Here is a 12894-nt window from a genome sequence, read left to right as displayed (position 1 = left end):
CCCGGGCCGGCGGGCACGACCTCGCCGACCGCGGCCCCGCGCACGAGCGCGGCCTGGCGGGCGAGGTCGGTGACGACGACCGGCAGCCCGCAGCCGAGGTACTCGTAGAGCTTGCTCGGCACCGCCTCGCGGAACGCCGGCGTGTCGGCCAGCAGGGCCAGCCCACACCAGGCCCCCCGCGCCAGGGTCCAGGCCCGCTCGGGGGGCTGACGGCCGTGGAGGCGCACCCGGCCGGCCATCCCCGGTCGGGCGAGCCAGTGCGCGACCGCCTCCTCGTCCCGCGGGGCGATCGGGCCGACGATGTCGAGCGTCCAGCCCGGAGCGTCGGCGACGGCCTCGAGCATCGCGAGAAGCCCGCGGCTGGCCCGTGCGTCACCGACGTACAGGGCCCGCGGGTCGGGGTCCGGCTCACCCGGGTCGGGGAGCATCGCCGGGTCGGGGAGGTTGCGCACGACGACCCGCCGGCGGGCCTCCAGCGGCGGCACGTGCTCGTCCGCGACGAGCACCAGGTCGGCGGTGCGGGCCGCCCGGGTCGCCGCCCGGACCAGCACCGCCGCGGCGCGACCGAGGGCCCCGGTCGCCCAGTCGCGGTCGCGCAGCAGCGCGCGGTAGTCCTCGTGGACGTCGGCGACCACCCGGCGGCGGCGCAGCGGGGCGAGCAGCCGGGCCGCGAGGAGGGCGTCCGGGTCGAGGGCCACGAGGACGCGACCCCTCGCGCGGGCGGCGTGGACCAGCGCGGTGCGCGGTCGCGAGGTCACCCGCCCCCGCGGCCGGACCGTCGCCGTCGTGCCGGTGGGGGCGTCGGCGGCGTCCCCGAGGCCGAGGACCTCCACGGCGAGCCCCCGGCGGCACAGCGCCGCGGCGAGGCGGTGCAGACGGGCGTCGGCCACGTCGTGACCGCTCGTGACGATGCTGACGTCGACGGGGGCGGACCCCATCGCTCAGAGGTCCTCGAGGATGACCGCCGAGCTGCCGACCTTGACGAACTTCGTGTACTCGGCGATGACCTCCTCGGGCGTGCCGCGCATCATCAGCTTGCCCTTGTGCAGCCAGATGCAGTCGTTGCACAGCTGCTCGATCGAGGCCATCGAGTGGCTGACGAGGAACATCGCGCGTGCGTTCTCGCGCAGCTCGGCCATCTTCGCGGCGGCCTTGGTCTTGAAGTTCGCGTCACCCGCGGACAGGGCCTCGTCGATCATGAGGATGTCGGGGTCCATGTGCACCGCGACCGAGAACGCGAGTCGGCTGTACATGCCCGAGGAGTAGGTGCGCATCGGTGCGTCGATGAACTCCTCGAGGTCGGCGAACGCCGTCACCTCCTCGGCCCGCGCCGCGACCTCCTTGCGGGACAGGCCGCTCGCGAGCCCGCCGAGGATGATGTTCTCGCGGCCCGAGAGGCTGGCGTTGAAGCCCACGCCGAGCGAGAGCAGCGGGCTGATCCGGCCGTTGACCTCGATGCGCCCGGACGACGGCGGCAGGATGCCCGACAGCGAGCGCATGAGGGTCGACTTGCCGGCGCCGTTGTTGCCGATGATGCCGAGGGCCGTGCCCTCTGGGACGTCGAACGAGACGTCCTTGATGGCCTCGATCTCGCGCACGGCTCGTTGCCCTCGCCCGAGCCGGGTGACGGCGTTCTTCAGGGTGGGGACCCGCTCGAAGGTGGTGCGGTAGGTGATGCAGAGGTCCTCCACCTTGACGGTGAGGTCAGATGCGGACAGCGAACTCACGCTCCCTCGACATGAAGTAGCTGGACCCGAGCGCGAGCGCCACGGCGGCCCAGATGACGGCCGTCACCCACGTCTGCAACGACGGGACCGTGTTGTGCTGCAGCGCCTCGAGGTAGCCGCCGATGAGGCTGTAGAGCGGGTTGAAGTACGACACGACCTCGATGTGCCGCTGGAACTTCGCCGGCACGTCGTCGATCGTCCACAGGATCGGGGAGAGGTAGAGCCAGATCCGGTTGAGGTAGGGCAGGAAGCTCGTCGCGTCGCGGAAGTACACCTGGACGGTGGCGAAGAAGGACGCGAGACCGAGGGCGAAGACGATGATCAGCCCGAGGAACGGCAGCGCCGCCAGGGTGCCGAGGCCGAAGTGCGTCCCGGCGACGATCTCGAAGACGAGGAGGACCGGGAGCGTGGGCAGGTAGCGGAAGAACGCCGTGCGCACGGCCGAGAACGGCATGAGCAGCCGGGGGAAGGCCGTGTTGAGGAGCAGCTTCCCGCCGCCGACGACGCTCGCCGCACCACTCGTCATCGAGCCCGCCACGAAGTAGAAGACGAAGAGCCCCGCGCACAGCTGGGCGAAGAAGTCCATCCCCTTGCTGCCACCGGCGAGGATGAACACGAGCAGGTAGTACACGCCCGCGAGGAGGAGGGGGTTGATGACGAGCCACAGCTGCCCGAACACCGTCGTCGTGTTCGCGCCACGCAGCACCGCGCGCGAGAGCTCGGTCGCGAACTCCCGCCGACGCCACAGCTCGCGGACGTAGGGCAGCACCGGCGGAAGACCTCCGCGGTGCGGTACGTACACGTGGTGGGTGGTCGTGAACTCGTTCTCGGGCTCACGTGCTCCGACGACCTGTTCGCTGGTCATCGTCCTCACTCTCTGGTGGCGCTGGGTGGGGGCGCCGGTCGGGGCCAACGGTCAGTGTAGAGGAGGCCTCAGCGGCCCCGAACCCGCTCGTGGAGGCGCACGAGCACGGCGGCGTCGTGCTCCCAGGACAGCTCCTCGCGAGCAGCCAGGACCTGCGCCGTCAGCTCAGCGTGTCGCGCGACGAGCTCGCGGCCGGCCCGCACGAGGTCGGCCGCGTCGCCCGGCCGGTAGGTGGTCCCCAGCCCGTGCCGGCGCACGGCCGCGCCGAGTTCCCCGACGTCGGTCGCGACGACCGGGACCCCGAGGCTCACCGCGTGGAAGAGCTTGTTGGGCATCGCCAGGCGGTGGTTGGGCCACCGGTCGCTGTGCGTGACGAGCGCGGCACCGGCGGCGAGCAGCTCGTTGTCGACGACCTCGAGCGGGGCGGCGGCCTCGACCCGGGCCGCGCCGGGGTCGAAGCGGCCGAGCCACTCCGCGTCCGCCGGACCGCGCAGGACGACCTCACCGGGCAGGTCCCGGGAGGCGGCCGCGATGACCTCGAGCTCACGGTCGGCGGCGAGCCGCCCGGCGTAGACGAAGGCCCGCGGCGGGCTCGTCGCCGGTGGCAGGTCGGTGCGCACCGGGAAGGTGTTGTGCACCACCGTCACCTCCGGCCAGCCCGGGTGGTCGGCGCGCAGCGCGCCGGCCACCCCCTCCCCGACGGTGACGACGGCCGCCGCGCGCCGGCCCAGGGCGTCCTCGGTGGCCGCCTCCCGCCGACGGCGCCACGGCGCGGGTCGGCCCTCGACGGGACGCCCCACCCAGTACTCGTGGGTGTCGTAGACGAGCGGGAGGTCCCACTCCCCCGCGAGCCGCGCGCCGACCGGCAGGGCGGTGAAGTCGTGCGCGTGGACGACACCGAACGGCGCGTCGGCCGCGGCCCGCCGCGCGAGCTCCTCGGCCTCGGCCTGCCAGCGCTCCAGCCGGCGCCGCACGTGCACCGGCAGCAGGGCCCACCGGGCGAGCCGCTCGGGAGCGGTCAGGTCGCGGCCGCGGGTCTGCGCCGCCGGCGGGCGTCCGGCCGAGTCGACGGTCACGCCGTGCGGCGGGCGGTAGTCGGTGGGCACGCCGCGGCCGATGACGTGCACGGTGTCGCCGGCCGCCACGAGCGCGGACGCCTCGCGGAGCACGCGGGTGTCCGTGGCGACACCCGTCCACACGAGCATGAGGACGCGCACCGGCTCAGCGCCCCAGGCCGCGCGGGCTCGTGAGGAAGCCGACGCCCCACGCCCAGTGCATCGTCGCGAGGACCGGACCGCCGAGCAGCCGGGTGCGCCAGCCCTCGCCGCGGGTGATCGCCACCCCACCGACGGCGACCGCGACGGCATAGCCGGCGGGGACGACGAGGGCCGGCCACCACGCGATCCCGACGAGCGTCGCCGCGCTCGTGCCGACGACCATGGCCGGCGGCGCGAGGTAGCGCGGGTTGAGCGTGCCCTCGTGGGTGCGGGCGACGACGCGGCGCCACCGGCCGTAGTCGCGGTACTGCCGGGCGAGCGCCCGGAAGCCCGCGCGCGGCCGGTAGGTGACGACGAGGTCGGGGGTGAACCACACCCGCCCGCCGTCGGCCCGGATGCGGTGGTTCAGCTCCCAGTCCTGGGTGCGGGTGAAGCGCGGGTCGTAGCCGCCGACGCGCTCGAGGGCCTCGCGGCGGAACGCGCCGAGGTAGACGGTGTCGACCTCGCCGGCGCCACCGCCGGTGTGGAAGCGCGAGGACCCGACGCCGAGCGGGCTGCGCATCGCCGCCGCCACGGCCCGCTCGAACGGGGTCGTGCCGCGGGCGTCCATCGTCCCGCCGACGTTGTCCGCCCCGGTCTCGGCGAGCGTGGCGACCGCGGTGGAGACGTACCCGGGCGGGATCTCCGCGTGCCCGTCGACCCGGACGACGACCTCACCGGTGGCCGCGCCGACCGCCGCGTTGAGGGCGTCCGGGGTGCGTCCGGACGGGTTGCGCACCAGCCGGACCCGCGGGTCGTCCGCGGCCAGCCGCGCGGCCACCTCGTCGGTGCGGTCGCGGGAGGGCCCGAGTGCGAGCACCACCTCGAGCGGGCCCGGGTAGTCCTGGCCGAGCACCATCGCGACGGCGTCGGCGAGGTGCCGCTCCTCGTCGAGGATCGGCATGACGACGCTGACCGGCGGCAGCGGCGGTGGGGACGCGGGCGGGGCGGTGGAGGGGGTGGGCTCGGTGCTCATCCCGGCCATCATCCCGCAGAGCACACGCTCGCGAGGTCGCCGGTGTCGGCGTCGGGGTCGGTGCCGGGGCGCTCCATGACGGCGGGCGTCGAGGCCTTCGGCGCCGGGCTCTTCGCCGTCGCCTTCGGTGTCGCGGCCGTTCCGGAGGCCTTCGGGGTGGCGGCCGTCGTGCCGCGTTCGCTCGTCGCGATGGCCTTGGCGACGGTCGAGCGGACCACCTGCGGGTCGTAGTCCCACGGCTTGATGAGCGGCGGCACGAAGTTGACCGAGGTGATCTTCTCCTGCTTGGTCTTCACCGCGACGTCGGCGAGCTCGGCGAGGGCGTCCTGCGGGACGTCGGTGCGGATGAGACCGGTCGCGGACGTCGCGATGTCGCCGAAGTTCAGCAGCACCGTCTTCGGGTCGAGCTGCTTGACGAGGGCGGTGACCACGCAGCGCTGGCGGGCCATCCGCTCGTAGTTCGTCGACCCCACGCGGCTGCGGGCGTACCAGAGCGCGTGGTAGCCGTCGAGGTGCTGCTTCCCGGGCTGGATGTAGCCGCTGATCGGAGCCCCGTTGCCGCCGATCGGGGTCTTGCGCTGCACGGTGATGTCGAGGCCGCCGACCGCGTTGATCATGCTCGCGAAGCCCCGCAGGTCGGCCATGACGTAGTACTGGATGTCGAGCCCGGTCAGCGCCTCGACCGCCTCCTTCGTCGCGACCAGCCCCGGGTCCTTGGTGCCGGCGGGGAAGAGCTTCTTGTGGTCCTCGCCCCACGTGTAGAGCGCGTTGAGGAGGCACTCGTCGCCGCAGGTCCAGCCCTGCGGCATGAGCCGCGCCATCGTCGAGCCGGGCCGGAAGCGGATGTTCTCGGTCTCGCGCGAGAAGCCGAAGAGCACCGCGCGGCCGGTGCCGGCGTCGATGCTCGCGAGCTGGATGCTGTCCGGGCGAAGGCCCACGCGGTCGGCTCCGCTGTCGCCGCCGAGCAGGAGGATGTTGTAGCGGCCCTTCGCGGCGGCCGCGGCCTCCCCGGAGCCGAACAGGGTGGTCATCGCGCCGCGGGCGCGGCCGACGCCGACACCGGTCCAGCCGACGAGGGCCGGCACGAGGAGGAGGACGACGAGGGCGGCGAGCAGGCCGCGACGTTCTCCGAGCGAGAGCCGGTCCGGGCGGCCGAGGCGCCACGCGTCGACGAGGAGGACGGCCCAGCCGACGGCCACGACGAGGAGGACGACCTGGACCAGCAGGAGGACCCAGCCGCGGGTCGCGAGCCACAGGACCGCCGGGCGGCTGACGAGGGCGAGCAGCCCGACGACGAGGAGCACCCCGAGCAGCGAGAGCCAGACCCGCAGCGCCGCGCGCCCGAGGCCGCGGCGGCCCGCCACGAGCTGGGCCGAGCCGGGGACGACGAGGGTGAGCAGGAGGAGGGTGACCGCGCGCCGGCGGTGCTGACGACGCCCCGCGAGGACCGCCCGCGAGCCCGGACGGGCGCTGCGGGGTTCGCGGGTGCGCTCGAGCACGCCGACGCCTGACTCTCCCATGGTCGCCCACTATCCACGCGGCGCCACGGCGCGCGTGCGAGGCGCGCCGGGGCCCGGCACCGGGGTTTCCCGGGCCGGCAGGGGCGCCGGCGCACGGCCGCAGGCGGCACACTGGGTGGTCGGCCCCCCGCCCCGAGAGGACCCGGATGCCCGACGACCACGCCCGCCCGATCCCGCGTCGCCCCGCGCCCGGGGCGCCCGACGACGACGTCTACGTCGTCGACACCCGGCGCCGCCGGGGGGCGCCCTCCCCCGCCACCGCCCGGCGCGCCGCCGCACCGGCCCCCCTGTCGGACGACACCGAGTACGACGAGTACGGACGTCCCGTGCGGGCCGGCGGTGGAGCCGGCTCCGGGGGGTCCGGCCGGGGGGGCTCCGCGCCCCGTCCCGCCCGGGACCCGCGGGAGCCGCGCACCCGCCGCCCCGGCCGGGGCCGACGGGTCTTCGCGGCGCTGGTGCTCCTGCTCGTCGCGTGGCTCGGCTTCACGGCGTTCGCCCCCTGGCACGCCTGGTCCACCGTCTCCCGGGTCGACGACGCGCCGCCCGGTGACCGGCCGGCCCAGGGCGACGGCCGCACCTACCTGCTGGTCGGCTCCGACAGCCGCGAGGGGCTGAGCGCCGCGGACCGCCGCAAGCTCGGGACCGGCACCGCCGAGGGCCGGCGCACCGACTCGATCATCCTCGTCCACGTCCCCTCCGGCTCCGGCAAGCCCGCGCTCGTCTCGGTGCCGCGGGACAGCTTCCTGCCGATCCCCGGCCATGGGAAGAACAAGGTCAACGCCTCGTTTGCGATCGGCGGCCCGCAGCTGCTCGTGCAGACCCTCGAGCAGGCCACCGGCCTGCGCATCGACGGCTACGTCGAGATCGGCTTCGGCGGCTTCTCCACCGTCGTCGACAGCCTCGGCGGCGTCGAGATCTGCGTGCCGCGGAACATCAAGGACCCCAAGGCGCACATCGACCTGCGGAAGGGCTGCCAGACGCTCGACGGGCCGACCTCGCTGGGCTACGTCCGGGCGCGCTACTCCGACCCCAAGGGCGACATCGGCCGGGCCGAGCGCCAGCGGCAGTTCCTCGGAGCGGTCATGAAGCAGGCGGCGACCCCCTCGACCGTCCTCGTGCCGTGGCGCTGGTGGTCCTTCACCCACGCGGCCGCCTCGAGCGTCTACGTCGGGCAGGAGACCGGGCTCTCCGACGCCTACCGGATCCTCTCGACGCTGCGCAAGGTCTCCTCGGGCGAGGCGCTCAGCCTCGTCGTCCCGCTGTCCGACCTCAACGCCACGACGTCCGCGGGGTCCTCGGTCCTCTGGGACGAGAAGCGGGCGGCGGAGCTGTTCCGGCTGCTGAACGACGGGACCGCGCTGGACAGCCCGCCGCCGGGGACGGACGGCACACCGGGCGGCTGACCGGGCGCGGCGGCCCCGTGGCCCCCGTCCGGGGTTCCCTCGGGCGGCCGCCGGCTCTCAGGGGACGTCCAGAACCGGCCGTTAGACTCGATCGGTCCCGCGTGCGCGGGGCGTGTGGTGGTCGCGTGCGCGGCCCGACCCCGACACCCCGAAGGAGGACCCGATGGACGACGCCCGCTCCGAGGACGCCGGCCCGGGCCCCGAGGGCTCCTTCCCCACCCGCCGCGAGGTGCACCGCCGTCCGCGGCGGGGCCCCTGGCGCCGCCGGATCGTCATCGGGCTCGTCGCCGTCCTCGCGGTCGCCGGAGCCGGGGTCGGCTGGGCCGCCTGGGCCGCGTACAGGCTCGACTCGAACATCACCAAGGTCGACGTCTCCGACGCCATCGGCACCGACCGACCGACCGTCGCCCCGCAGGCCAAGGAGGCGGTCAACCTCCTCCTCGTCGGCTCGGACAACCGGGTCGGTGCCGGCAACGACACCTACGGCAAGGTGACCGCCGACCCCGGCCAGCACTCGGACACCAACCTCCTCGTGCACCTGTCCGCCGACCGGTCGTGGGCCACGGTCGTCTCCATCCCCCGCGACTCGATGACACCGGCACCGCCGAAGTGCTCCAAGACCGCTCCGAAGAGCGAGTGGGTCATGAAGCAGTGGAACTGGAACTACCGCGACGGTGGCGCCGGCTGCCTCATCCGCACGCTCGAGGGCAACACCGGCGTCCTGATCGACCACTACGCCGTCGTCGACTTCCGCGGCTTCAAGGCCATGGTGGACGCCCTCGACGGCGTCGAGGTCTGCACCGACGAGCCGATCAACGACTCGCACACCCATCTCAAGCTCACTCCGGGCAAGCACACGCTGACCGGTGAGCAGGCCCTGGCCTACGTCCGCACGCGCAAGTCGCTGGGCGACGGGTCCGACCTCGGCCGGATCAAGCGGCAGCAGGCCTTCCTCTCCTCCGTCGCCCAGGAGGCGACGTCGAGCAAGCTGCTCTTCCAGCCGACCCACCTCTACGACTTCCTCGACGCCGCGACCAAGTCGCTCACCACCGACCCGGGCTTCGGCCTGGGCACGATGAAGGACCTTGCGGAGAGCGTCAAGGGCATCGGGCTGAAGAACATCCAGTTCATCACCGTCCCCAACGAGACCTACCCCAAGGACCCCAACCGGGTGCAGTGGCAGAAGTCGGCCGCCCTCATCTGGGAGTCGATCCGCGAGGACCGCCCGATCAACGAGAAGCCCACGGCCTCGGCCACGCCCTCGGCGTCGCCGACCCCGCTCAGCGTGTCGCCGGCGGACATCACCGTGACGGTCCTCAACGGCTCGGGGGCGTCCGGCCTCGCGAGCCAGGACGCGAAGATGCTGGAGGTACAGGGCTTCACCGTCAAGGGCGTGGGCAATGCCACCGACGCCGCCGCCGGCACCCTCGTCGAGTACACGAAGGGCCACGAGGAGGCCGCCCGCACGGTCGCGGCCGCCTTCCCCGGCGCGCGGGTCGAGGCGGCCACCGGGCTCGGGTCGACCATCCGGGTCACCCTGGGCGCCGGCGCGAAGAACCCGGTCGCCGTCGAGAACCGCACCGGCACGGCCCCGCTGCCGAAGGCCACGGTCACCGCCCCCGCACCGCAGCCGAGCGCGACGCCGACCCTCGAGACCCGGCCCGCGAGCCAGTCCATCTGCAAGACGACCTGACGACGGGCCGCCGTCGCTCGTCCGGGTGGTCAGGGGCGCAGCCGCGAGGCGCCGACCACGGACCTCCCACCGCCCGACGCTCCCCCACCCCGCACACGGAACCCGGGCCGGCGCTCACGACGAGCGGCCGGGCATCCCGTTGACGTACGGCATCGCCCAGGCGAACGCGCGGGCCGCGGCTGCGTCGAGGTCCGCGGCCGTGGCGGTGGCCGACGCGTCGAGCATGCCGTGCTGGAACGCCTCCACCTCGGCGACCAGCTCGCCGGCGGCGGTGGCCCTCCGGAAGGCGGCGTCGGCGACGGCGGTGGGGACGTCGAGCATCTCCGCCACCCGCTCGATCGGGACGCCGAGCAGCAGGTCGAGGGCGGACAGCAGGCCGGTGGTGAAGGCGAAGCCCGGCTCGCAGACGGAGCGCTCGACCGCGAGCAGCTCGCAGGTGCGGGCCCGGACCAGCGCCGTCGCCAGACCGTCGGCGCCCGCCCCCGGCCGCCCCGAGAGCAGGGTGAGGGCCACCCACTGCCGGATCCGGACCGTGCCGAGCATCACGAGGGCCTCGCGGATGCTGTGCACCTCGCGCCGCAGCCCGTGGTTCGCGCCGACCGACGCCAGCTGCAGCACCTGGAGCACCAGCCCGGGCTCGCGGCGCAGGATCGACTCCAGCGCGTCCAGGTCGACGTCCTCGTTCAGCAGGGTCGTCGCGAGGTTCACGTGGGCCAGCGCGGCCGCGGGGATGGACTGGGCGCGCACGACGCGCGGCTTCTCGATGGCGTAGCCCTGGAACAGCTCGAACCCGGAGCGCATCGCCCACTCGAGGTCGTCGAGCGTCTCGAGCTTCTCGGCGAGGAGCCGGACGCCGTGGGGCCGGCACCGGTCGGCGAGCGCGAGCGAGCCCTCCCGGCCGAGGGCCCGCACGTCGATCTTGACGATCGTGGCGAGCTCCAGGAGCCGCTCGGCGCCGTCGATCCACACGAAGTCGTCGAGGGCGAGCTGGTAGCCGCGCGCGACGAGGCCGCGACACCCCTCGACGGATTCGTCGTCGACCGTCACGGTCTCGAGCACCTCGATGACGGTCCGCTCGGGCGGGAGGGTCACCGGGGTCTCCCCGGTGAGCACACCGCGCTCGGCGTTGCAGAAGATCACCTTGTCGCCGACGAGCTGGCCCACCCCGATGGTCAGGGCTCCCAGCACCACATCGGCGGTCATCTGCTCCCCGGAGGGCAGCGGGTTGTCCGACCGGGCGGCGCGGTACAGGAGCTCGTAGCCCATCACCGCGCCGGTGCGGTCGACGATCGGTTGGCGTCCCACGGCCACCGCCGGGGCGGCCGTGGACGTCTCGGGCTCCCGTACGGGCACGGTCCGTCCTCCAGTTCTGTCGACCCCGTGATTGTGCGGGGCGACGGGAGCGCGTTCCCGCTCAACCGGGGAGGGATCAGCCGATCGTCGGACCCGGACGGCGCCATCGACCGGACTTTCCTCCGTGCACCTCCTCGGGTGCCGGGCCCGCCGGGCCCGCCGGGCCTCCTGGCCTCGGGCCGGGCGTCAGCCCTTGAGGAGCTGGCGGGCCATGACGATGCGCTGCACCTGGTTGGTGCCCTCGTAGATCTGGGTGATCTTCGCGTCGCGCATCATCCGCTCGAGGGGGAAGTCGCGGGTGTAGCCGGCGCCACCGAGCAGCTGGACCGCGTCCGTCGTCACCTGCATCGCGACGTCGGACGCGTAGGCCTTGGCCGCCGCCCCGAAGAACGGGAGGTCGGCGTCGCCACGCTCGGACTTGGCCGCCGCGACGTACACCAGCTGCCGCGCCGCCTCGAGCTGCATCGCCATGTCGGCGAGCATGAACTGCACGCCCTGGAACTCGGCGATGCGCCGACCGAACTGCTTGCGCTCCTTGACGTAGGCGAGCGCCTCGTCGAGGGCGCCCTGCGCGATGCCGACCGCCTGCGCGCCGATCGTGACGCGGGTGTGGTCGAGGGTGGCGAGCGCGATCTTCAGCCCGGCCCCCACCTCGCCGACGACCCGGTCGCCGGGGATGCGGCAGCGGTCGAAGTGCAGCTCGCGGGTCGGGGAGCCCTTGATGCCGAGCTTGCGCTCCTTCTCGCCGAAGGAGAATCCCTCGTCCGACCTCTCGACGACGAACGCGGTGACGTTGTTGCCGCGCGGGCCGTCGGGGTCGGTCACCGCGAGGACCGTGTAGTACTCGGAGACACCGGCGTTGGTGATCCACGACTTCTGCCCGGAGAGCACCCAGTCGTCGCCGTCGCGCACGGCCCTGCACTTCATCGCGGCGGTGTCGGAGCCCGCCTCGCGCTCGGAGAGCCCGTACGAGAAGGTCGACTCCCCCGCGGCCAGCGGCGTGAGGTAGCGCTGCTTGACCTCGTCCGAGGCCGCGAGGAGCAACGGCATCGAGCCGAGCTTGTTGACCGCCGGGATGAGGCTGCTCGAGGCGCAGACGCGCGCGACCTCCTCGATGACGATGCACGTCGCGAGGGCGTCGGCGCCGACACCGCCGTACTCCTCCGGCACGTGCGGCGCGAAGAAGTCGGAGGCGACGAGCGCGTCGTGCGCCTCCTGCGGGTAGCGCGACTCCTCGTCGACGGCGGCCGCGTAGGGCTTGACCTTGTCCTCGGCCACCGCGCGGACGGCCTCGCGGATCGCCTCGTGGTCCTCGGAGAGCCGGTAGGTGTCGAAGTCCGGGTTGCCACTCATGGGGACGATGCTACTCGCCAGTACGAGCCCGCCCCCGACCGCCGTCCGCGAGGTCCGGGGCCGACGCACGGCCTCGGCCGGCCCGGCCGGTGGCGACACCCCCTAACCTCGTGCCATGGACAGCCGGCTGACGTACGTGCTCGTGGACGGCGAGAACATCGACGCCACGCTCGGCAACTCGATCCTCGCCCGCCGCCCGCGTCCCGACGAGCGACCGCGCTGGGAGCGGCTGCTCGCCTTCGCCGAGGACACGTGGCACCAGCCGGCTCGCGGCCTGTTCTTCCTCGCCGCGAACGGCGACCTCCCGATGGGGTTCGTCCAGGCGCTGCTCGCCATCGGCTTCCGCCCGGTCCCCCTCTCCGGGGACGCGGGGGTCAAGGTCGTCGACGTCGCGATCCAGCGCACCCTCGCCGCGCTGCGCGAGCGTGAGGCCGACGTCGTCCTCGTGAGCAACGACGGCGACTTCGTCCCCCAGGTCGAGGACCTCCTCGACGGGCGCCGGGTCGCGGTCGCCGGCTTCGACGAGTTCCGCAACCACGCGTTCCTGCCGCTCGTCCGCGAGGGGTTGGAGACCTTCGACCTCGAGCACGACGTCCAGGCCTTCAACGAGCCGCTCCCGCGCGTGCGGGTCATCCCCATCGACGAGTTCGACCCAGCCCAGTTCCTCTGACCGCGCCTGCCGGGCAGGACCATCGACGCTCCTATGGTTGGTCAAGCCGGTGAGGGGCCGTGTTCGAGGAGTCGGTAC

The 12894-nt window shown here is 73.8% G+C and carries 11 protein-coding genes; 3 read left to right on the top strand and 8 right to left on the bottom strand.

Features of this window, described 5'->3' with window-relative positions:
- From PKA89_RS19740 to PKA89_RS19715, 6 genes are all read right to left on the bottom strand, one after another.
- The coding region (locus tag PKA89_RS19740) for a glycosyltransferase (protein ID WP_324422478.1) at positions 1-938 on the bottom strand (938 nt) is incomplete at its 3' end.
- A gap of 3 nt (positions 939-941) precedes the next feature.
- Complete coding sequence (locus PKA89_RS19735; RefSeq protein ID WP_324422476.1) at positions 942-1727, bottom strand: ABC transporter ATP-binding protein; 786 nt, start codon at positions 1725-1727, stop codon at positions 942-944.
- The gene (locus PKA89_RS19730) at positions 1705-2592 is read right to left on the bottom strand and encodes an ABC transporter permease (RefSeq protein ID WP_324422473.1); all 888 of its coding nucleotides are present in this window, start codon (positions 2590-2592) and stop codon (positions 1705-1707) included. The genes PKA89_RS19735 and PKA89_RS19730 overlap by 23 nt, the downstream gene beginning before the upstream one ends.
- A 68-nt stretch (positions 2593-2660) precedes the next feature.
- Complete coding sequence (locus PKA89_RS19725; RefSeq protein ID WP_324422471.1) at positions 2661-3809, bottom strand: glycosyltransferase family 4 protein; 1149 nt, start codon at positions 3807-3809, stop codon at positions 2661-2663.
- A gap of 4 nt (positions 3810-3813) precedes the next feature.
- Positions 3814-4824 (bottom strand): glycosyltransferase family 2 protein, encoded by a 1011-nt coding sequence (locus PKA89_RS19720; RefSeq protein WP_324422469.1) that lies wholly within the window; start codon positions 4822-4824, stop codon positions 3814-3816.
- 8 nt (positions 4825-4832) lie between these two features.
- Positions 4833-6344: an LCP family protein gene (locus PKA89_RS19715; protein WP_324422467.1), complete on the bottom strand. Its 1512-nt coding sequence runs from the start codon at positions 6342-6344 to the stop codon at positions 4833-4835.
- Between the two features lie 146 nt (positions 6345-6490).
- Here PKA89_RS19715 and PKA89_RS19710 point away from each other — a divergent pair, with 146 nt between their 5' ends.
- Positions 6491-7747 carry an LCP family protein gene (locus PKA89_RS19710; RefSeq protein WP_324422464.1) on the top strand — a complete coding sequence of 419 codons (1257 nt, stop codon included), beginning with the start codon at positions 6491-6493 and terminating at the stop codon, positions 7745-7747.
- 163 nt (positions 7748-7910) lie between these two features.
- Complete coding sequence (locus tag PKA89_RS19705; RefSeq protein WP_324422463.1) at positions 7911-9440, top strand: LCP family protein; 1530 nt, start codon at positions 7911-7913, stop codon at positions 9438-9440.
- A 114-nt stretch (positions 9441-9554) separates the two neighbouring features.
- On the opposite strand, the gene PKA89_RS19700 is transcribed toward PKA89_RS19705, so the two are convergent.
- Both PKA89_RS19700 and PKA89_RS19695 read right to left on the bottom strand, forming a co-directional pair.
- Positions 9555-10793: an EAL domain-containing protein gene (locus PKA89_RS19700; protein ID WP_324422461.1), complete on the bottom strand. Its 1239-nt coding sequence runs from the start codon at positions 10791-10793 to the stop codon at positions 9555-9557.
- Between the two features lie 186 nt (positions 10794-10979).
- Positions 10980-12146: an acyl-CoA dehydrogenase family protein gene (locus tag PKA89_RS19695; RefSeq protein ID WP_324422459.1), complete on the bottom strand. Its 1167-nt coding sequence runs from the start codon at positions 12144-12146 to the stop codon at positions 10980-10982.
- Between the two features lie 115 nt (positions 12147-12261).
- Between PKA89_RS19695 and PKA89_RS19690 the strand changes: the two genes are divergently transcribed.
- On the top strand, positions 12262-12816 hold the full coding sequence (locus PKA89_RS19690) for an NYN domain-containing protein (RefSeq protein ID WP_324422456.1): 555 nt from the start codon (positions 12262-12264) through the stop codon (positions 12814-12816).
- Positions 12817-12894 lie beyond the last annotated feature (78 nt).

Origin of the sequence: Phycicoccus sp. (assembly GCF_035325325.1) — a bacterium.
In the GTDB taxonomy this organism is placed as follows: Bacteria; Actinomycetota; Actinomycetes; order Actinomycetales; family Dermatophilaceae; genus Phycicoccus.
This window is presented reverse-complemented; position numbering and strand designations above follow the sequence as displayed.

What these genes read in the sequence shown, in the direction of transcription:
- PKA89_RS19730 (WP_324422473.1), bottom strand. Translation starts at nt 2,592, where the DNA reads ATGACCAGCGAACAGGTCGTCGGAGCACGTGAGCCCGAGAACGAGTTC.
- PKA89_RS19705 (WP_324422463.1), top strand. Translation starts at nt 7,911, where the DNA reads ATGGACGACGCCCGCTCCGAGGACGCCGGCCCGGGCCCCGAGGGCTCC.
- PKA89_RS19720 (WP_324422469.1), bottom strand. Translation starts at nt 4,824, where the DNA reads ATGAGCACCGAGCCCACCCCCTCCACCGCCCCGCCCGCGTCCCCACCG.
- PKA89_RS19715 (WP_324422467.1), bottom strand. Translation starts at nt 6,344, where the DNA reads ATGGGAGAGTCAGGCGTCGGCGTGCTCGAGCGCACCCGCGAACCCCGC.
- PKA89_RS19695 (WP_324422459.1), bottom strand. Translation starts at nt 12,146, where the DNA reads ATGAGTGGCAACCCGGACTTCGACACCTACCGGCTCTCCGAGGACCAC.
- PKA89_RS19710 (WP_324422464.1), top strand. Translation starts at nt 6,491, where the DNA reads ATGCCCGACGACCACGCCCGCCCGATCCCGCGTCGCCCCGCGCCCGGG.
- PKA89_RS19690 (WP_324422456.1), top strand. Translation starts at nt 12,262, where the DNA reads ATGGACAGCCGGCTGACGTACGTGCTCGTGGACGGCGAGAACATCGAC.